Annotated in this window: 18 protein-coding genes; 10 read left to right on the top strand and 8 right to left on the bottom strand. The window is 69.5% G+C overall.

All coding sequences use genetic code 11. From position 1 onward, the window contains the following. The first annotated feature begins 62 nt into the window (after window positions 1-62). The 3 genes from ACFT9I_RS28175 to ACFT9I_RS28165 all read left to right on the top strand — a co-directional run bounded on the left by ACFT9I_RS28175 (window position 63) and on the right by ACFT9I_RS28165 (window position 3,453). Window positions 63-923: a DUF3558 domain-containing protein gene (locus ACFT9I_RS28175; protein WP_382568763.1), complete on the top strand. Its 861-nt coding sequence runs from the start codon at window positions 63-65 to the stop codon at window positions 921-923. A gap of 123 nt (window positions 924-1,046) precedes the next feature. Then, a complete protein-coding gene (locus tag ACFT9I_RS28170) occupies window positions 1,047-1,778 on the top strand; it encodes a DUF3558 domain-containing protein (protein ID WP_382568761.1) in 732 nt (243 codons plus the stop codon). Window positions 1,779-1,986: 208 nt separating this feature from the next. After that, window positions 1,987-3,453, top strand: a complete 1,467-nt coding sequence (locus ACFT9I_RS28165) for a DUF2637 domain-containing protein (RefSeq protein ID WP_382568759.1) — start codon at window positions 1,987-1,989, stop codon at window positions 3,451-3,453. A gap of 69 nt (window positions 3,454-3,522) precedes the next feature. Here ACFT9I_RS28165 and lysS read toward each other — a convergent pair whose 3' ends face one another. After that, window positions 3,523-5,280: a lysine--tRNA ligase gene (gene lysS, locus ACFT9I_RS28160; protein ID WP_382568757.1), complete on the bottom strand. Its 1,758-nt coding sequence runs from the start codon at window positions 5,278-5,280 to the stop codon at window positions 3,523-3,525. A gap of 187 nt (window positions 5,281-5,467) precedes the next feature. Here lysS and argS point away from each other — a divergent pair, with 187 nt between their 5' ends. Further along, window positions 5,468-7,237: an arginine--tRNA ligase gene (gene argS, locus ACFT9I_RS28155; RefSeq protein WP_382568756.1), complete on the top strand. Its 1,770-nt coding sequence runs from the start codon at window positions 5,468-5,470 to the stop codon at window positions 7,235-7,237. A gap of 54 nt (window positions 7,238-7,291) precedes the next feature. On the opposite strand, the gene ACFT9I_RS28150 is transcribed toward argS, so the two are convergent. Both ACFT9I_RS28150 and ACFT9I_RS28145 read right to left on the bottom strand, forming a co-directional pair. Next, a complete protein-coding gene (locus ACFT9I_RS28150) occupies window positions 7,292-8,494 on the bottom strand; it encodes a hypothetical protein (protein ID WP_382568755.1) in 1,203 nt (400 codons plus the stop codon). A 49-nt stretch (window positions 8,495-8,543) separates the two neighbouring features. Continuing rightward, window positions 8,544-9,482 (bottom strand): STM4015 family protein, encoded by a 939-nt coding sequence (locus ACFT9I_RS28145; RefSeq protein ID WP_382568820.1) that lies wholly within the window; start codon window positions 9,480-9,482, stop codon window positions 8,544-8,546. A gap of 223 nt (window positions 9,483-9,705) precedes the next feature. Between ACFT9I_RS28145 and ACFT9I_RS28140 the strand changes: the two genes are divergently transcribed. Continuing rightward, window positions 9,706-10,617 (top strand): NAD(P)-dependent oxidoreductase, encoded by a 912-nt coding sequence (locus ACFT9I_RS28140; protein ID WP_382568753.1) that lies wholly within the window; start codon window positions 9,706-9,708, stop codon window positions 10,615-10,617. 36 nt (window positions 10,618-10,653) lie between these two features. Further along, window positions 10,654-11,439, top strand: a complete 786-nt coding sequence (locus tag ACFT9I_RS28135; RefSeq protein WP_382568751.1) for a DUF4253 domain-containing protein — start codon at window positions 10,654-10,656, stop codon at window positions 11,437-11,439. Window positions 11,440-11,469: 30 nt separating this feature from the next. On the opposite strand, the gene ACFT9I_RS28130 is transcribed toward ACFT9I_RS28135, so the two are convergent. Continuing rightward, entirely contained in the window at window positions 11,470-12,225 is a 756-nt protein-coding gene (locus ACFT9I_RS28130; protein ID WP_382568818.1) for a CDP-diacylglycerol diphosphatase, read from the bottom strand. A 237-nt stretch (window positions 12,226-12,462) separates the two neighbouring features. Beyond that, the gene (locus ACFT9I_RS28125) at window positions 12,463-12,858 is read right to left on the bottom strand and encodes an ATP-binding protein (RefSeq protein ID WP_382568749.1); all 396 of its coding nucleotides are present in this window, start codon (window positions 12,856-12,858) and stop codon (window positions 12,463-12,465) included. A 113-nt stretch (window positions 12,859-12,971) separates the two neighbouring features. Between ACFT9I_RS28125 and ACFT9I_RS28120 the strand changes: the two genes are divergently transcribed. From ACFT9I_RS28120 to ACFT9I_RS28110, 3 genes are all read left to right on the top strand, one after another. After that, entirely contained in the window at window positions 12,972-13,796 is an 825-nt protein-coding gene (locus tag ACFT9I_RS28120; RefSeq protein WP_382568747.1) for a Scr1 family TA system antitoxin-like transcriptional regulator, read from the top strand. Beyond that, entirely contained in the window at window positions 13,793-14,032 is a 240-nt protein-coding gene (locus tag ACFT9I_RS28115; protein WP_382568745.1) for a DUF397 domain-containing protein, read from the top strand. The genes ACFT9I_RS28120 and ACFT9I_RS28115 overlap by 4 nt, the downstream gene beginning before the upstream one ends. A gap of 132 nt (window positions 14,033-14,164) precedes the next feature. After that, window positions 14,165-14,419 (top strand): hypothetical protein, encoded by a 255-nt coding sequence (locus ACFT9I_RS28110; protein WP_382568744.1) that lies wholly within the window; start codon window positions 14,165-14,167, stop codon window positions 14,417-14,419. An 18-nt stretch (window positions 14,420-14,437) separates the two neighbouring features. On the opposite strand, the gene ACFT9I_RS28105 is transcribed toward ACFT9I_RS28110, so the two are convergent. Continuing rightward, complete coding sequence (locus tag ACFT9I_RS28105) at window positions 14,438-15,508, bottom strand: hypothetical protein (RefSeq protein WP_382568742.1); 1,071 nt, start codon at window positions 15,506-15,508, stop codon at window positions 14,438-14,440. Between the two features lie 39 nt (window positions 15,509-15,547). After that, a complete protein-coding gene (locus tag ACFT9I_RS28100) occupies window positions 15,548-16,855 on the bottom strand; it encodes a helix-turn-helix domain-containing protein (protein WP_382568740.1) in 1,308 nt (435 codons plus the stop codon). A gap of 318 nt (window positions 16,856-17,173) precedes the next feature. Between ACFT9I_RS28100 and ACFT9I_RS28095 the strand changes: the two genes are divergently transcribed. Continuing rightward, on the top strand, window positions 17,174-17,887 hold the full coding sequence (locus tag ACFT9I_RS28095; protein ID WP_382568739.1) for a DUF4232 domain-containing protein: 714 nt from the start codon (window positions 17,174-17,176) through the stop codon (window positions 17,885-17,887). A gap of 30 nt (window positions 17,888-17,917) precedes the next feature. Here ACFT9I_RS28095 and hemB read toward each other — a convergent pair whose 3' ends face one another. Beyond that, on the bottom strand, window positions 17,918-18,907 hold the full coding sequence (gene hemB / locus ACFT9I_RS28090) for a porphobilinogen synthase (protein ID WP_382568738.1): 990 nt from the start codon (window positions 18,905-18,907) through the stop codon (window positions 17,918-17,920). Between the last annotated feature and the right edge of the window lie 40 nt (window positions 18,908-18,947).

The following is an 18,947-nucleotide window of genomic DNA, read 5'->3' as shown; positions in this document are numbered from 1 at the left end:
TCTCACCAGTGCGACCATTTAGAACTCATGTCCACACCGCGTAGATGAGGAGCCCAGGGACCGTGCAGCGAAAGGCGTACGTACCCGCCCTGGCGGCGCTGCTCGTGACACTCGTCGCGGGTTGCACCTCCGGCAGCGGCGGCGACGGCTCCGACATCGACGCCAAGGCCGGGGCCGCCACCACGGCCACCGCACCTCCGGGCAGGTACCAGACACTGCCCGAGCCGTGCGGATCCTTGGACCGCGCCACGCTGCGGGACCTCCTGCCGGGCGCCGCCCAGCTCCCCGGGGAGCAGCAGGAGAAGGCGTTCAAGGGCACGGCGGCCGTGACGTACGACACCGATCGCCGCGTCGGGTGCTCCTGGTCGGCCGACGCCCCGAACGCCTCGCACCACCTGGCGATCGACATCGAGCGCGTCGTGTCCTACGACCCGGCGGTGAGCGACGCCGACAAGGCGCAGGAGGTCTACGCGAAGAAGGAGGACGACGCGGAACTGCCGCCTCCCGTCGCCGACGAGACGGGCGACGAGACGGGGAACGAGTCGGGCGACGACCCAGCCGACGACGCGGGCCCGTCCGGATCACCCTCCGGTTCGCCCTCCGGTTCGCCCTCCGACGGCCCCACCCCCAACAGCGGCACGACCACCAGCCCCTCCGGGAGCGCGAGCACGACACCCCCGGGCCTCCAGCCCCGCCTCCTCGACAATCTCGGCGACGCCGCCTTCGTGGACGACGTCTTCGCGTCGTCCGGTTCGGCCGCCAAGCGCCGTACGGTCAGCGTGGTCTTTCGCACATCGAACGTGGTCGTGACGGTGCGGTACGCGGAGCAGCCGGCCCACCCGACGACGGTCCCCGACAGCAAGGAACTGCAGGAAAAGGCCCGGGGACTGGCCCGGAAGCTGGCCGACCAGCTCAACGAGTAGCAGGGTCGGGACCGGGTGTCCGCCCGGGGCCGAGTCCGCCACTCGGGCCCTGCGTGACGCTCGGGGCGGTTACCGTGGCCGATCGGACCGTACGACTACCGACGAAGGAACACTGAAGGAACCATGCAGCGATCAGCCCCGCGACCCAGCCGCTCCCGCACCCGCAACCGCGTTCGCCTGCTCGCCTGCGCGGCCGTCCCGGTGATGATCGTCGCCGCGGGCTGCTCCTCCGACTCGGACTCCGACAGCGCCAAGGACAAGCCGGCCGCCACGACCTCGAAGGCGGCGACGAAGGTCGCCGCCGCGAAGTTCACGTCGCTGCCGGCCGACCCGTGCAAGTCGATCGCCAAGAAGACGATCGAGGACCTGGTGCCCAAGGCGAAGGACAAGTCGGGCTCGTCGGGCAAGTCGTCGGACATCACGACGCGCGGCAGCTGCTCGTGGAACGGGCTGGACGACAACGGCGTCAAGGGCTCGCAGTACCGCTGGCTGGACGTCTCCTTCATGCGCTACGACTCCGACGAGGGCCTCGGCTCGGGCCAGGATCGCGCCGCGGACTACTACAAGAAGGAAGTCGCCAAGGCGAGTGCCACGGAAGGCGCGAAGGGCACGAAGGCCACCCCGACGCCCGGAGTCGGTACCGAGGCGACGGCAATCACATACAGCCTGACGAAGACGGACGAGTCGTTCGGTTACGCGACGGTCGTGGCCCGCTCCGAGAACGTGGTGATCACGCTCACGTACAACGGCGCGGGTTACGCGGGCGCGAAGTCCCCGGCGGCGTCGGACCTGGTGAAGGACGCGGCGAAGGCGACGAAGGAAGCGGTGGCGGCCGTTCCGGGCACGGCGAAGTAGAGCCGCCGCGCGGTCTCCCCTGCGGCGCGAAGACCCGTCCGAGCCCGTCCGGGCCCGTCCGGGCCCGTCCGACGATTGAGGACAAACACCTCACCACACCACCCCCGCACCCCAACTCCCCGGCCGCGCAAGGCTCCCTGGGCCACAGCACCCGTACACATGTGCCAGGCTGTGCCCCGCCAGATGTCCAGGACGGGAGGGGCCACGGGTGGCCGCGATGCAGCTCACTCGCACGCACCGAATACTCATCGGCGTCGTCGTCGCCGGCGCGGTTCTCATCGCCGCGATCGGTTTCGCGGGGTCGTACGCCGCCGTGCGCGAACTCGCCGAGCAGAAGGGCTTCGGCCAGTTCTCGATCGTCTTCCCGATCGGTATCGACGCGGGTATCTGCGTCCTGCTGGCGCTCGACCTCCTGCTGACCTGGATGCGGATCCCGTTCCCGCTCCTGCGCCAGACCGCGTGGCTGCTCACCATCGCCACCATCGCCTTCAACGGCGCCGCCGCCTGGCCCGACCCTCTCGGCGTCGGCATGCACGCGGTGATCCCGATCCTCTTCGTCGTCTCCGTCGAGGCAGCCCGCCACGCCGTCGGCCGCATCGCGGACATCACCGCCGACAAGCACATGGAGGGCGTCCGCCTCACCCGCTGGCTGCTCTCGCCCATCCCGACGTTCAAGCTGTGGCGCCGGATGAAGCTGTGGGAGATCCGCAGCTACGAGGACATCATCCAGCTCGAACAGGACCGGCTCATCTACCAGGCCCGCCTCCAGGCGCGCTACGGCCGCAACTGGCGCCGCAAGGCGCCCATCGAGGCGATGATGCCGCTGCGCCTCGCCAAGTACGGCGTCCCGCTCGCCGACACCGGCCCGGCCGGCCTCGCCGCGGCGGGCATCGAACCGGCCCTGCTCCCGCCCGCCCCCGTGACCGCGGCCACGGCCGTACCCGAACTCCCCCAGGCCCAGGCCCAGCAACCCCAGCCGCAGCAACAACACCAGCAGCACCGCCAACAGCACCCGCAGCCCGAACTCACCGAGGAGGAGTGGATCCAGCTTCAGAAGGAGGAGCAGTGGGCACGGGAGCACGAGGAGCAGGGCCAGGACGCCGGTGCCGCCGCCGAGGCGAACCCCTGGTTCGCCGCCCCGCGCGCGCCTGAGGGCCCGTACGAGGGCTCGTACGATCCCACGTACGACCCGCAGCAGTACGAGCAGCAGTACGACCAGCAGCAGTACGAGCAGTACGAGCGGGCCCACCGCCAGTTCGACCGCTACGAGGACCAGCAGCCCGAAGTCCAGGAGCAGCAGGAGCCGGAGCAGCAGCAGGCGGCCCAGCAGGAGCAGCAGTCCCCGCCCCGCCGCCCTCTCGGCCCGCAGCCCCAGGTCGAGTTCGAGCCCGACGTCGAGCCCGAGCCCGAGCTGGAGGAAGCCCCGACGGCCTCACTCCCCAACGGCATGCCCCGCGAGGAGGCGTACTTCAACGCCTACTTGAGGTACGTCAGCGAGCGCCAGGACCTGCCCAACGCCCGTCAGTTCGCGATCTACTTGCAGGACCTGTACGGCGTGACCGGCCGCACGGGTGGCCCGTTGAGCGAGAACTCTCTGCGCCAGTACCTGAAGGACTTCAAGCGCCGCTACCAGCAGCAGTTGGACGCGCAGGACGACGCCGAGCAGATCGCCTGAAACAGAGGACACGAAACACGAACCGGCCACCGGGGCAACCCCGGTGGCCGATCCCGTCGCACAACAGACTCAGCCGCCCAGCAGCGTCCGTACCCGGTCCGCCCCCACCGCCAGCAGCAGCGTCGGCAGCCGCGGTCCCGTGTCCCTGGTCACCAGCAGCCGGTAGAGCACCGCGAAGAACGACCGCTGCGCGGCCTTCAGCTCCGGCGTCGGCTTCGCGTCGGGCGCCAGCCCCGCCAGCACCTTCGGCACGCCGTAGACGAGCGTCGTGAGCCCGTCCAGCGACCAGTGCGCGTCCAGGTCCGCCAGCAGCAGCCGCAGCGCCTCGCGCGTCTGCGCGTCCAGCGACTCCAGCAGCTCCCGGTCGGGCTCGCCCCGGACGACGGTCCGGGCCTCGGCGGGCACCTGGCTGGTGATCCAGTTCTCCGCCTTGTCCAGCCGGGGCCGCGCCTCGTCCAGTGAGGTCAGCGGGTCGGCCGGGTCCAGCTCGCCGAGGATCCGCAGCGTCTGCTCCTCGGCGCCCGCCGTGATGTCCACGACGGAGGCCAGCGTGCGGTACGGCAGCGGTCGCGGCGTACGCGGCAGCTCACGGGCCGCCGTACGCGCGGCCCGCGAGTACGCGGCGGCGTCGGCCGCCTGCACCGAACCGTCCGCGATCTTGCGCTCCAGGGCGTCCCACTCGTCGTACAGCCGCTGGATCTCCTGGTCGAAGGCGATCTTGAACGACTGGTTCGGCCTGCGCCGCGCGTACAGCCAGCGCAGCAGCGGCGCCTCCATGATCCGCAGCGCGTCGGCCGGGATCGGCACGCCTCCCTTGGAGGACGACATCTTCGCCATCCCGGAGATCCCCACGAACGCGTACATCGGCCCGATCGGCTGCACGCCGTCGAAGATCTCGCGCACGATCTGCCCGCCGACGACGAACGACGATCCGGGCGAGGAGTGGTCGACGCCGGACGGCTCGAAGATCACGCCCTCGTACGCCCAGCGCATCGGCCAGTCGACCTTCCAGACCAGCTTGCCCCGGTTGAACTCGTTGAGCAGGACCGTCTCGCCGAACCCGCAGGCCTGGCAGACGTAGGTCAGCTCGGTCGTCCCGTCGTCGTACGCGGTGACGGTGGTCAGGTCCTTGCCGCAGCCCTCGTTGCCGCAGTACGGCTTGTACGGGAAGTACCCGGCCGATCCGGCGCCGTCGTCCTCGTCGGCGGCGCCCGATCCCTCGGCGGCCTCCAGCTCGGCCTCGTCGACCTTCTTCTGCTGCGGCTTCTTTCCGGCGCCCGCCGGGCCCTTCGTCCCGCCCGCCGACGTGTCCTTCGTGCGGTAGCGCCCGAGGATCGCGTCGATCTCGCCCCGGTGCCGCATCGCGTGCAGGATCTGCTCGCGGTAGGTCCCCGCCAGATACTTCTCGGTCTGGCTGATCCCGTCGTACTCGACGCCCAGCTCCACCAGCGACTCGATCAGCTCGGCCTTGAAGTGCTCGGCCCAGTTCGGATACGCGGACCCGGCCGGGGCGGGCACGGACGTCAGGGGCTTGCCGATGTGCTCGCCCCAGGAGTCGTCCACCCCGGGGATGCCGATCGGCACCTTGCGGTAGCGGTCGTAGTCGTCCCAGGAGATGAGGTGCCTGACCTCGTGACCACGCCTGCGGATCTCGTCGGCGACGAGATGCGGCGTCATGACCTCGCGGAGATTGCCCAGGTGGATCGGGCCGGAGGGGGAGATTCCGGAGGCGACGACGACCGGTTTGCCAGGCGCACGTCGCTCCGACTCGGCGATGACATCGTCCGCGAAACGGGAGACCCAGTCGGTCTCGGTGCTCTGAGCCACGGTCGGTACGTCCTTCTTTCTGCTACGCCCCGCGGAATACGTCTCTACGCCCGCGATACCGGCGACGACCAGTGTCCCAGGCGCCTCCGACAATGCGAAAACGACTTGTTGCCCCATGGGAGAATGGGGTTACGAAGACTTCCTCCGAACACCCCCTCCACACCTCTACAGGAACGGCTCCCAGCCCATGGCCCCGGTCACTTCCCTCGCCTCGACCGTCGATCAGCGCATCGCGGACGCCCTCTCGGCAGCCCTGCCGGAGGCCGGCCCCGCGGACCCTTTGCTGCGACGTAGCGACCGGGCGGACTTCCAGGCCAACGGGATGCTGGCGCTGGCCAAGAAGCTGAAGGGCAATCCGCGCGAGCTGGCGACCAAGGTCGTGGACGCGCTGGTCGGCGGCGACCTCATCAAGGAGGTCGAGGTCTCGGGCCCCGGCTTCCTCAACATCACCGTCACGGACCGGGCGATCGTCGAGACGCTGGCCGCCCGCGCCGCCGACGACCGTCTCGGCGTCCCGCGCGCCGCGGACCCCGGCACGACGGTCATCGACTACGCGCAGCCCAACGTCGCCAAGGAGATGCACGTCGGTCATCTGCGCTCCGCCGTGATCGGCGCCGCGATGGTCGAGATCCTGGAGTTCACCGGCGAGAACGTGATCAGGCGCCACCACATCGGCGACTGGGGCACGCAGTTCGGCATGCTCATCCAGTATCTGACCGAGCACCCGCACGAGTTGGACCACAGCCGCACGGATCAGGTCTCCGGCGAGGAGGCGATGTCGAACCTCAACCGGCTCTACAAGGCCGCCCGCACGGTCTTCGACTCCGACGAGGAGTTCAAGACCCGCGCCCGCGACCGCGTCGTCGCCCTCCAGGCCGGTGACGCCGACACCCTCGCCCAGTGGCAGCGGTTCGTGGACGAGTCGAAGATCTACTTCCACTCGGTCTTCGACAAGCTCGACATGGAGATCCGCGACGAGGACGTCGTCGGCGAGTCCGGCTACAACGACATGCTCGAAGAGACCTGCCGCATCCTTGAGGAGACGGGCGTCGCCGTCCGCTCCGACGGGGCGCTGTGCGTCTTCTTCGACGACGTGAAGGGCCCCGACGGCAATCCGACGCCGCTCATCGTCAAGAAGACCAACGGCGGTTACGGGTACGCGGCCACCGACCTGTCCGCGATCCGCGACCGGGTGGGGAATCTGAAGGCGGACACCCTGCTGTACGTGGTGGACGCCCGCCAGTCCCTCCACTTCAAGATGGTCTTCGAGACCGCCCGCCGGGCCGGCTGGCTGAACGAGGACGTCAAGGCCGTCCAGCTCGCGTTCGGCACCGTCCTCGGTAAGGACGGCAAGCCGTTCAAGACCCGTGAGGGCGAGACGGTGCGGCTGGTGGACCTGCTGGACGAGGCGGTCGAGCGCGCGGCGGCGGTCGTCCGGGAGAAGGGCAAGGGCATCGGTCTCACCGAGGACGAGGTCGTCGAGCGCGCCACGGAGGTGGGCATCGGCGCGGTGAAGTACGCCGACCTGTCGACCTCCGCCGCGCGGGACTACAAGTTCGACCTGGACCAGATGGTGTCGCTGCAGGGCGACACGAGCGTCTACATCCAGTACGCGTACGCCCGGACCCGGTCCATCTTCGGCAACGCGGGCGACCGCTCACCCGTGGCCCACCCCGAGCTGGCACTGGCCCCGGCGGAGCGGGCGCTGGGTCTGCACCTGGACCAGTTCGGCGAGGTCCTGGCGGAGGCCGCGTCGGCGTACGAGCCGCACAAGCTGACGGCGTATCTGTACCAACTGGCGTCGCTCTTCACGACGTTCTACACGGAGTGCCCGGTCGTCAAGCCGGCGCCCCCGCAGGAGATCGCGGAGAACCGCCTCTTCCTGTGCGACGTCACGGCCCGCACGCTGCGCCAGGGCATGGCCCTGCTCGGCATCCACACACCCGAGCGCCTTTAGCACCTCAACGCCGGTGACCGGCACGGCCGAGCGCCGTGCCGGTCGCCGCCGCCCCTAAGCGACGCGCACCCCCGGCCGTACCTCCGGGTACGTCACCTCGTCCGGCAGCCGGTACCCCAGCTCCGTCAGCCGCGCCGCGACGTCCGCCGGGCTGCGGCCCGTGAGGCTCGCGCTGCGCAGCACGTTCTCCAGGTGGACGTTGTCCAGGTACGAGCGGGTGACCGTCTCCAGGAGGCGGATGTCGGCCTCCTCGGCGGTCTCGGGCACGTTCGCGTTCTCGTGCAGCCAGTGGCCCAGCGTGGTCAGTCTCTCGGTGACCTGGGCGGGGCTGCGGCCCGTGACGAGGGACGCGCGCAGGATGTGGCGCAGTTGGAGGCCGACGACGTCGTTCTTCATCAGCCAGGGCTGTTCGCCGTCGAGGTTCTCGCTGAGGAGGACGAGGTCGTCCTCCTCCTGGCTCTCGGGTACGTTCCCGCTCGGCCGCTGGCAGCCCAGCTCCTTCAGCCTGGCGACGATGTCCGCGTGCGAGCGGCCCGTCTCGCGGGCGACGGTGAGGATGTGCGCGACGGGCGCGGATCCCCACTGTCCGATCCAGCCGCCGCCGGGAGTGTCCGCGTACTTGAGGAGCCGTTCGTCCCCGGGTTCGGGGGTGTACGGCAGCCGCAGGCCGAGCGCGATCAGCCGCTCGGCGGCGAAGTGCGGGCTGCACGACAACTCCTGGGCCAGGCGCAGCACATCGTGCCCGGAGACCTGGTCGCCCCAGTTGAGCCAGTCGCCCCGGCGGTCCTTGCGGATCAGCATGACGTCACGCGGGTTGGCGGTCTCGGGCAGCGGCCGGGCGCCGGTCCCGACCTGATAGCCGTACGCGGTCAGGCGCCGTGCGACATCGGCCGGGGAACGGCCCGTGAGGGCAGCCGACTCGACGACCTGCCGCAGGGACACGGTCTTGTCGACGTCGACCGGGGTGAGGCCGAACCGCCTGTCGACGCTCGCGATCAGCGACGCGTCGTCGGGCTCGACGGCGTCGGGCAGCGGGCCGTCGGAGCGCTGGATGTCGGCGTACCCCAGCGCGCCCAGCCGGGAAACGACCGCGGCAGGGCTCCACTTCAGCTTGGCCGCGATGAGCAGCACGATCCCGTACGGCACCCGCTTGGCGGGGTCCCGCCAGGGATATCGGGCGTTCAGGGACTCGCTGGCGATCAGGATGTCGTCCGGGTCCTCGGACTCGGGGGCATGGGGTTTGGGTGCGCGGGACATCGTGGAGTGGCCTTTCGAGGGTTCGACAGGAGGACGGGAACGCGGGGGATCACTCGGACGCCGCGATGTAGCGGCCGTCCTCGTCCCAGTCGTCCGGCTCGGCGTGGTGCTTCATGGTCAGATCCACCCGGACTCCCGCCGGCTCCAGGGCCGTCCAGATCCGCAGCATCATCTCGTGGCTGATGAAGTGGAAGGAGAGATCGAGTTCCCGCAGGTGCGTCAGCGGCTGCCCCTGGAGCAGTGCCTCCACGCCCTCGTCGGACAGCGCGCCCATCGACAAACTCAGCGAGCTGAGTTGGGGCACCACCGGCGCGGAGGCGAGCGCGGCGGCCAACTCGTCCTGGATGAAGCTGTTCTGGAGGCCGAGGTGGCGCAGCGCCGGCTTGCCCTCCCCCGCGAACAGCGGCGCCAGCTGCTCGACCGTGACACCGCCGCCGTAGTTCTCGTCCCCGAGCCACAGCTCCAGGCGCTCCAGCGACGGCAGTTGGGCGGCGGCGATCTGTTCGGCGGCGTGCGGGGGCAGCCCGCCGGACTCGACGCGCAGCACGCGCAGTCCCTCGTGTCCGGAGACGGGGAAGTCGAGACCTTCCCCGCCGCGTACGGCCAGCTCCCTGAGTCCGGGGAAGGCCGCCAGGATCGGCGCGACGTCACCGAGGTAGATCGAGGAGAGCATCGCCTGCTCGTCCTCCAGATCGCCGAGGAAGAGCGCTTCGAGCCCGGTCAGCCGCGGGGCGAGACTGATCAGCTCGTCGTCCGACATCCCGCCGTCGCCGTCGTACCAGGGCTGGCCGAAGATGATCGCCCGTACCTTCTCCAGCTCGACCATCTCGGTGAAGCGCTTCCAGCAGACGTCCGCGTCCTCCTCGGCGTCGTACGGCTCCCGGTGCAGCCGCCAGGCGACCGCGTCGGCGGGCGGCAGGTCCGCCGGGTCGGCGGCCGGCGGGAAGTTGTAGGCGGGCAGTCCGTAGAACTGCTCGACATGGTGCACGTAAGACAAGATCGGGCTCCTGGGGCTCCTGGTACGCCAGTTGGCGCTCGCCATCCTTCCGTCTCGGGCCCGCCTCTCGCACACACTTCCGTATCTCTCTTGCTTACCTCCCGGTGTGTACCGCACTAAATAGTCGGTACTTGTGGGCAGAAGTCCTCCCCCCGAAGATCGAAAGCGAACGCGAAAGCGACCCCCCGTTCGCCCGACCTGGAGGAGCACCCGCATGTCCGCCGCCGATACGCCCACCCCCAAGCCCGCCGTCTCCGTCATCGGCCTCGGCATGATGGGCACCGCCCTCGCCGCCGCCTTCCTCAAGGCCGGGCACCCCGTCACCGTGTGGAACAGATCCCCCGCCAAGACCGGCCCCCTGGTCGCCCAGGGCGCGACCCCCGCCGGCACGGCCGCCGAGGCGGTGGCCGCGAGCCCGCTGGTGGTCGTCTGCCTCACCACGTACGACACGGTCCGCACCGTCCTCGAACCGCTCTCCGGACAGTTCACCGGCAAGACCGTCGCCAACCTCACCAACGGCACCCCCGAGCAGGCACGTGACCTCGCCGCCTGGGCCGCGAAGGAGGGTGCCGGATATCTCGACGGCGGGATCATGGCCGTCCCACAGATGATCGCGGGCCCGCACGCGTACGTCTTCTACAGCGGCGCGCGGGAACTCTTCGACACACACCGGGAGACGTTCGCGACGCTCGGCGGCACGAAGTACGTCGGCACCGACCCCGGCCTCGCCGCGCTGTACGACCTGGCGCTGCTCACCGGCATGTACGGGATGGTCATGGGCGTGCTGCAGGCGTACGCCCTGGTCGGTACGGAGTCCATCCCGGCCGCCGAGTTCTCGGAGCTGCTGGTGCCGTGGGTGGGCGCCATGCTCGGCTCCGCCCCGAGATGGGCGGAGGCGATCGACTCGGGGCAGCATCTGACGGACGTGTCGAGCCTGGCCGTCAACCAGGAGGCGTTCCCCAACCTGCTGGAGGCGTTCGCCGCGCAGGGTGTCAGCACGGAACTGTTCGCCCCGGTCCAGCCACTCCTCGACCGCGCGGTGGCCGAGGGCCACGCGGCGGACGGCCTCTCCCGCCTCGCCGACCTGCTGCGTACGGGACCGGGCACGGCAAGTTCCACAAGCTGAACCCCGTTGTCGGTGCGGGCATTTAAGGTCTCCTGCATGGCGACGCTCCCCAACCCCCTGCCCGCCCTGGCCACCGACCCCACGGGACGGTCGGTCGGGCTCCAGCTGCCGCCCGGCAAGCTGGTCGACGCGACCATCGACGGGACCTGGCACGAACCGCTCCTCTGGTACGCGGACGAGCCGGCGACCCACCGGGCGTGGGCCGATCTGCTGCCCGCCCGCAAGGCGGCCGGGCTGCATCCGCTGCTCGTCCACGGCGGGCACCGCAAGGAGTGGCCGGAGGACTGGGAGCTGAGCCCGGACTCCGCGTCGTATCCGGGGGACCACGACGCGGAGGACGTCCTCGCGGAGTCCTGGGAGCGTCTGACGGAGGAGGACGAGTGGCCGGGCCTGGCGGCCCCGCTGACGTCGTCGGCCGACCCGGACAAGGAGGCGGCCGAGGTCGCCTCCATCCTTACGGACGAGGGCAGTTGGCTGCACGGCGCACGTCTGGCCCTGGTCCCGGCCCGCCGCAGCGCGGACATACCGGCGGCCGTCGGCTGGCTGGGCCCGGTGAACCACGAGGGAGACGTCGCACGGCTGTGCGCGGTGCTGCGGTCGTGGGAGGACCGCTTCGGGATACGGGTGGTGGCGCTCACCTTCGACCAGTTGGTGGTCTCGGTGGCCGCCCCGCCGACGACCCAGGAGGAGGCGGAGGCGGTCGCGGCGGAGCACTTCGCGTTCTGCCCGGACAACCTCCACCAGGGCCACCACACCACCCTGCCCGCGTACGCCACGAACCAGGTGCTGGACCAGCCCGCCTGGACCTTCTGGTGGGACTGACCGAGCCCCCGGGACCCGTCCCCGGATCGGTCAGCTGTACACGAGCAGGTGGTCGCACGTGTTCGTACCGTCGTGGAGCGAAGAGTCGCTGTTGAGGACGTAGAAAGCCCCGGCGAATCCGGCGGCGTTCATCTTCGGCACCACGATCAGCGTCTGGTTCCCCATGTCCAGCCCGTTCGGCACCACCACGTTGTTGGACAGCAGCGTGAACAGATTCTGCGAGAGGTTGGGCAGCCTGAGTGCCCGGTACGTACGGTCGCCCCCGGAGCCCGTGACGGCCACCTGGTACTGCGGGGCGGCCCACTGCGCGGGCTGCGTGGCGAGGCGGTTCATCGTTTCGAGTTCTTGCAACCGCCGCTGTGTGCTCGGCCGGACGCCGGCCATATGAATGTGCAATTGGTTGAGGCGCCGGGCGATCTGCGAGTTGATCCCCAATCCGATATTGGGGTATCGCACGGGAACGCTCCCCCCGTTCCTCGCGTTCTGCCATGCGTCGTCCCAGTAATTCGCCGCCGCCGAGGTCGAGATGAAGGGGCATTCGATGCCCTTGATCCGACAAGTGGGGAGCAGCAGATAATTGTGCTGGGTCTCGGGCCTGCCGTGCAGCACGACGTAATTCTGAGTCACGTTCAGGCAGTTGGGCCCGGGAGTGCCTCCCGTACAGGACTGAACGTCCCTCCACAGCGGATCGTTGTCGGTGGGGCTGCCGCAGAGGGATTGAAGAGCGGCAGGGGGACAGGGGTTCGCGCCCCCGGGAGGCGGCGGAGTGGGGCACGAGCCGGGCACCAGGCCGGCGGCCGCGGCCGGGCTCCCGGCCGCTCCCCCGCCGGCCAGGAGCGCCGCCGTACCGATGGCGGAGAGCGAGACGAATTGACGCCGAGGCATCGCATTCGAATTCTTGGGCTCATTCATGCGTGATCTCCCGGGATGATGACCGCTGCTTGGATGTACCGGCCATGAGCGAGAGTCAGGGTAGGCGGGGCCGCATCCTGGAAAGACTTGAATTGCAGGAATGTCACCCGGTCAGATCACGAATTCGCACCACACGATCTTTCCGGGATCACGCTCCCCCACCCCCCATTTGTCCGCGAGAGCGGCGACCAGCATGAGCCCGCGCCCGGACTCCCCGTACGGCTCCCGGACACTCGGCCGCCCGTCCCCGCTGTCGTGCACCTCGATACGGAGCACGCCGTCCGCGAGCAACAACAGCTGCAACCGGTACCCGCGCCCCGGCGGAACTCCGTGCACCAGCGCGTTGGTCGCCAGCTCGCTCACGCACAGCAAGACGTCGTCGAGCCGCTCGCCGAGCGCCCAGTCGATCACCGCCTCCCGTACGAACTGCCTGGCGGCGGGCACGGATCGGCGTTCGCGGCGGTAGAAACGCTCGCGCTGGGCGGGGGGTGGATTCGTCTCATTCACAGGGCGATTGTCACTGCCTGTGATTACGCTGATGCAGTACGCGCACCCGTACAAAGATTCCGTACGGGCTGCGCGGGCGTGACGTACGGACGGGGACGGGGAGTTGAACGGGTATGCACAGCAGAAAACGACAGCGGAAGAACGCGTCGGCGATGAAGCTCGTGGGCGCGCTGGTCGCCCTCTTTCGGGAAGCGGCGGGCCTGACCCAACGCCAACTCGCGGAGCGCGCCTGCGTACACACGGAGACGATCGCGTCGGTGGAGCAAGGCCGACGCCTACTGAAGCCTGATCTGGCGGCGCTGCTGGATCAAGTGCTTTTGACGAAAGGGGCGTTGGCGACGGCGGTGGACAACATGCCGGAGATCGACCGGTATCCGACGTGGGCGGCGGCGTTCATCGATCAGGAGCAGGAGGCGATCGCCATCTCCTCGTACGAGAACCAGGTAGTGCCTGGCCAACTCCAGACCGAGGACTACGCGCGGGCGGTCTTCCGCAGCAGGGTCCCCACCTTCAGCGAGGACGAGATCAACACCCGCGTCGCCGGGCGCATCGAACGTCAACAGATTCTGCACCGCAAGATCCCACCGACCTGCAGCTTTCTGATCAGCGAAGCTGTACTCAACGACCGGCTCGGCTCCCCGGCCGTATTCGCTGAGCAGCTTCGTCATCTTCGTGAGTGCGCCGACCTTCCCGGCCTGACCCTCCAGATCATGCCGTTCTACCGGATCACTCACGCAGGACTCGACGGGCCGTTCGTCCTGCTGGAAACACCCGATCATCAGCACCTCGCCTACGCCGAGACACAGCGGGGCAGCCTCTTTGTCGAGGACCCGGATGAGGTCAGCATCCTGGCGCGCAAATATGCGATGCTGCGGACGCAGGCCCGCAACCCCGAAGAGACAAAGGGCCTGTTGGACCGGCTGCTAGGAGAGCAATGAACACCGCACTGGAGTGGTTCAAGTCCAGTTACAGCGGAAGTGAGGGCGGCGCCTGCCTCGAAGTCGCCTACGACTGGCACAAGTCGAGCTACAGCGGCAGCGAAGGCGGCAACTGCGTCGAGGTCGCCGCCCACCCCGCCGCCGTGCACGTACGGGACTCCAAGGTCTCCGACGGCCCGGTGCTCAACCTCACCCCCGCCGCTTGGGCGGCTTTCACCTCGGACGTTGTCCGCTGACCGTCGGGCCGACTGCTCCGGTGAGGTGAATCCCTACCCGACACACGCCGTCAGCCGTGACTTTTGAGCCCGGTCCGCGCAATAGACAGACCGGACCATGAGGACCACGACGAGCAGACGGGCCACCACCAGATGAAAGCCACACGCACACTGACCGTCCTGGGCGCGGCGGTGCTGGGCGCCGTACTTCCCGCCACCGGCGCCGCCGCGGACGAGACCCACACGAATTCGCACAACGGCGGCTTCACACTGCTCTCGATCGGCCAGATCGACGACCCGGCCGAGGACGTGCTGGAACACGCCACGATCCTCGGTGAGACCCACATGAACGAGGGTGCGGAGCCCGCCGAGCCCGCCGAAGCGCCCGAGGCACCGGACTCCGCCTAGGGGAACCCCGCCTCCGTGTCAGAGGGCGGGATACGAGCTGAGGGCTGATCTGTCGTCGTGGGAACGCGTGGCGTGTGCCTCCTGGGCGGTGGCGATCGCCTTCGCGGTGGCCTTGTGTGTCACCCGGGCGGCGAGGCGGTCCAGTTCGGCCGGCGCGGATTCACTGTCGACCCGGCCCAGGGCGAGAGCGCCCGCATGCGCGACCTTCGCACTGCGCGGGCCCCGTCCGGGCAACCTCTCCAGCGAGGTGTCCACCAAGGCCCCCAGCGCGCGAGCCGCGTCGGCATGTGGTGGCAGTAGCGACAACAGCCAGGCGAGGCCACGCAGCGCGAGGGCGTTGTACGGGTCGAAGACCTCGTTGAACTGCCGGTCTTCGCAGAACACGGCTTTCACGCGGAAGGTGCGCGGAACGCCCACCAGAGCGAGCCAGGACACCACCTTCTCGCGCACCAGCTCAGGGCCCAGCGGCTCGACGAGCTGCCCGGCCAGCCTGTCCCACTTCGCGCTGGGCTTGGCGGACTTGGCGGTGAGGGCGTGCGCGAACAGCGCACGCCACGGGTCTTCGGGACCGGGACCCACCTGCTCCAGAGCACGCTCGGCCCACATCTCACCCACGTTGAGCACCGGGTCGGTTGGTTTCTCACCAGCGCGAACGAGTGGTGCGGCGGGGTAGCCGTACTCCATGCCACTGCGCCGGAAGGCGGCAATCGCAGCCGGTGTGAGGGAACGGCCGACGGCCAGCTCCGCCTCCACCAGAACCGAGAAATGGTCCTCGTACCAGAAGGAGTGGCATTCGCCGAGGTCGTCGAGCACCTTGACGCGCTCGGCGGACAGTGGGTCCTCGGGGAGATCGGCGGCGAGGATCCCGGCCAGAAGCAGTGTCCGCGCCCGGAACTCGGAGGTCTCCTCAAGGCGTTGGCAACGCTCGACCAGGGAACGGGCGAGGCTGCGACGACGCTCTTGAGGCAGCTCACGCAACTCGCCCAGAAGCTGATCCGACCAGCCGACGCCCCGATAGCCGCTGTCTCTGACTCCCATGGCGTTGAGAGTCAGGTCCGCGCGCTCGATGTCACCTTCCGTCTTCCTCATGCCGGCTGACACTAGGTGACCCCACTGACAGGACAGGCGTCAGGGGAACTGGTTCGGGTCGTTCACGGGTGCCGTCTCCCACTTCGAGGCGCCGCCCATCGGGTAGTTGAAGGACGGCCGCCCCTTCGCGCCGCTCGTACGGAACGGCTGCCCGCGGTCGTCGATGCGGAGCGTGCCCTCGCGGCCGCCGCTGGACCACTCCAGCTCCAGGTACCAACTGACGTACCGGGCCGAGGCTTTCGCGCTGATCTGGAAGACCTCCGGGTCGGACTCACTCACCTTGTAGGGGAAGTCCCGCTGCCCGCCCTGCGGTGCGACGTCGGGGCGGCCGGCGTCCAGGTTCACGGCGAACGCCCTGGTCGTCACACCGCCGCCGCAGCCGACGCCCGTGGCGAAGTCGTTCCAGGCGAGCGGCGCCTCGCTCGCCACCACGCGGACGTTCAGTTCGTTGAGCATGACGGTCTCGCTCCCGGTGCCCTGGAGGGCCAGTTCGATGAACTGGCTGCCGCTCGACACCGCGCCGAGCGCACCCACCCAGCCGGGCGCGTCCGGCTCGTTCGGGGGCGGGGGCACCTCTGTCTCGGGGCGGTTGACGAGGTAGTGCTGGGAGCACGGGTCCTCGTAGGCGTACGGCTTGGTGTTCACCGTCACCGGCACCCCGGCGACCGCTCCCTTTCCGCCCCCGGCACCACCGCCACCGCTCGCCTCGCCCTTGGGAGTCGCACGCTCCGACGGAGAGGCCTTCGGCGAGGGCGACTTGCTGGGGGACGGTGACGCGGAGGGAGAGGAGGACGGCGAGGCCGAGTTCGACGCATCGCCGCCCTCCGAGACCTCGGACGCGACGGGTGAGCGGCCGTTCGACGAATCGTTCAAGGGGCCGAAGACAACGGCCGGTACGGCGACCGCCACCACGACAGCCGCGGCGGCAAGAGTGACGTACAGCCGCTTCTTGCGCCGCGAGGGAGGCGGGTCGGCGGCCGGAACATCGGGATCGGTCTCCGGGCTCTCGGCGGCCTGCTCCTCCACAGCAGCGGAGTCAGGAACAGCCACAGGGACAGGGACAGCGACAGCAGTCGGCGCCGCCGCCGCCCGGGACCGCCGCCGTGCCTCGTCCGCGAGGATCCACCGGCGGTGCAGCTCCACGAACTCCTCGCCCTTCGCCCCGCACAGCCGCCCGAACCGCTCCGCCGCCGAGAACTCGGCCGGGACGGCGTCGCCGTTGCAGTAGCGGTGGAGCGTGGACGTACTGACATGGAGCTTCGCGGCGAGCGCGCCGTAGCTCTGTCCCGAGCGGTCCTTCAGCTCGGTGAGCAGTTCGGCGAAAGCCTTGGCCTCGGTGGTCGCCACTCGGGGTTCCCCTCCAGATGCGTCTGCCACAGGTGCGCGGCCGTTCCAGGAACGCGTCCCAGGGAAACACTGTTCCCGCAGGTCACAGCCGCCTGAGCGTTCCAGCTTCCCTCATTGTCCCTTGCCGATTGCGGCCACTTCCAGCCGCCCCGCAAGGTGAGTGCAGCACCCGCCGAACGAGGAGGAGCGATCCGCACTCGGAACCGCGACGACCTCGTCGATGCCGTGGCCGTCTGCGTACTCATCGCCTGCACAGCCGTGCTGCTCGTGCTCATCAACCGTCACTGAACGCACCACCACAACGGGAGACAGACACTCATGCGTAACCTTCGATTCCGCTCCGCCGCCACCACCGCCACCACCGCCCTCGTGGCCGCACTCGCCCTCACGGCCTGCGGCCAGTCGGACGCGGTCGGCGCCGGCTCGAAGCCGGACGCCACGGCCACGGCCACGGCCACCTCGTCCACGGACAAGCCGGAGGCCAAGGAGACCGACAACCCGCAGGACTCCACCGACCAGAGCGCGGACAAGACCAACGCCAGCAAGGCCACCAGCAACAGCAACAGCAACAGCGGCAAGGGCTCCAGCAACAACAAGAAGACCAAGAGCAAGGCCCCCGGCACCTGCACCGCGGACAACACCAAGATCACCGTCACCAAGGTCAGCCGCCCGATCAACCACCTGCTGGTGACCGCCACCAACGCCGGCAGCGCCACCTGCTACGCCTACTACGCGCCGCTCCTCGGCTTCGACGACGCCCAGTCCGTCACCCAGATCAACGAGAGCAGCCAGCCGCAGGCCGTGGTCACCCTGTCGCCCGGCCAGTCGGCCTACGCCTCGATCGCGCTGGGCGGCGGCGAAGGCTCCCCGACCATCGCGGCGTACAACCTCAGCGTCTCCTTCGCGGGCCGCGACAACCAGGGGTCGGTGGGCTCGGTCGCGAACCTCACCCTCCCGAAGGGGACGAAGACCAACAACGACACGTCGGTCTCCTACTGGCAGGCCACCATGTCCGACGCCCTCACCTGGTAACGGCTGCGGCAGCCGGTCACGCGCGGGCGCTCACAGCGCCCGCGCGACCTCCGTCGCCCAGTACGTGAGGATCAGCTGCGCCCCGGCCCGCTTGATGCCGGTCAGGCTCTCCATGATCGCCTTTTCCCGGTCGATCCAGCCCTTCTCGGCCGCCGCCTCGATCATCGCGTACTCACCACTGATCTGGTACGCGGCGACGGGGACGGCCACCTCGGCGGCGACCTTCGCCAGCACATCCAGATAGGGCCCGGCCGGCTTCACCATCACCATGTCGGCGCCCTCTTCGAGGTCGAGCGCCAACTCGCGCATGGATTCCCGTACGTTGGCCGGGTCCTGCTGGTACGTCTTGCGGTCGCCCGTCAGCGAGGAGCCGACGGCCTCCCGGAACGGGCCGTAGAACGCGGACGAGTACTTCACCGCGTACGCCAGGACGGCCACGTCCTCCTTGCCGATCGTGTCCAGCGCGTCGCGGGCCACGCCGACCTGGCCGTCCATCATCCCGCTGGTGCCCAGCACATGGGCGCCCGCGTCGGCCTGCACCTGGGCCATCTCCGCGTACCGCTCCAGCGTCGCGTCGTTGTCGACGCGCCCGGCGGCGTCGAGCACCCCGCAGTGGCCGTGGTCGGTGTACTCGTCCAGACACAGGTCGGACATGATCACCAGGTCGTCGCCGACCTCCTCGCGGACCGCCCGGATCGCCACCTGGAGGATTCCCTCCGGGTCGGTCCCGGCCGTCCCGAGCGCGTCCTTCTTCGCGTCCTCCGGCACGCCGTACAGCATGATCCCGGAGACACCCGCGGACACCGCGTCGACGGCCGCCTTACGCAGTGTGTCCAGGCTGTGCTGGACGACCCCCGGCATGGCCGAGATGGCCACCGGCTCGCCGATGCCCTCCCGCACGAACGCGGGCAGGATCAGATCGGCCGGGTGGAGCCTCGTCTCGGCGACCATGCGCCGCATCGCGGGGCTGGTCCGCAGCCGACGGGGCCGGGCACCGGGGAAGGAACCGTACACAGTCATGGTGAGTCGCCTCATGGTCCGAAAGAGCTGTCGTCCCCGC

The organism is Streptomyces sp. NPDC057137 (genome assembly GCF_042670825.1).
In the GTDB taxonomy this organism is placed as follows: domain Bacteria; phylum Actinomycetota; class Actinomycetes; order Streptomycetales; family Streptomycetaceae; genus Streptomyces.
This window is presented reverse-complemented; position numbering and strand designations above follow the sequence as displayed.

What these genes read in the sequence shown, in the direction of transcription:
- ACFT9I_RS28140 (WP_382568753.1), top strand. Translation starts at nt 9,706, where the DNA reads ATGTCCGCCGCCGATACGCCCACCCCCAAGCCCGCCGTCTCCGTCATC.
- ACFT9I_RS28105 (WP_382568742.1), bottom strand. Translation starts at nt 15,508, where the DNA reads ATGAGGAAGACGGAAGGTGACATCGAGCGCGCGGACCTGACTCTCAAC.
- argS (WP_382568756.1), top strand. Translation starts at nt 5,468, where the DNA reads ATGGCCCCGGTCACTTCCCTCGCCTCGACCGTCGATCAGCGCATCGCG.
- ACFT9I_RS28170 (WP_382568761.1), top strand. Translation starts at nt 1,047, where the DNA reads ATGCAGCGATCAGCCCCGCGACCCAGCCGCTCCCGCACCCGCAACCGC.
- hemB (WP_382568738.1), bottom strand. Translation starts at nt 18,907, where the DNA reads ATGACTGTGTACGGTTCCTTCCCCGGTGCCCGGCCCCGTCGGCTGCGG.
- ACFT9I_RS28120 (WP_382568747.1), top strand. Translation starts at nt 12,972, where the DNA reads ATGCACAGCAGAAAACGACAGCGGAAGAACGCGTCGGCGATGAAGCTC.
- ACFT9I_RS28135 (WP_382568751.1), top strand. Translation starts at nt 10,654, where the DNA reads ATGGCGACGCTCCCCAACCCCCTGCCCGCCCTGGCCACCGACCCCACG.
- ACFT9I_RS28115 (WP_382568745.1), top strand. Translation starts at nt 13,793, where the DNA reads ATGAACACCGCACTGGAGTGGTTCAAGTCCAGTTACAGCGGAAGTGAG.
- ACFT9I_RS28150 (WP_382568755.1), bottom strand. Translation starts at nt 8,494, where the DNA reads ATGTCCCGCGCACCCAAACCCCATGCCCCCGAGTCCGAGGACCCGGAC.
- ACFT9I_RS28095 (WP_382568739.1), top strand. Translation starts at nt 17,174, where the DNA reads ATGCGTAACCTTCGATTCCGCTCCGCCGCCACCACCGCCACCACCGCC.
- ACFT9I_RS28110 (WP_382568744.1), top strand. Translation starts at nt 14,165, where the DNA reads ATGAAAGCCACACGCACACTGACCGTCCTGGGCGCGGCGGTGCTGGGC.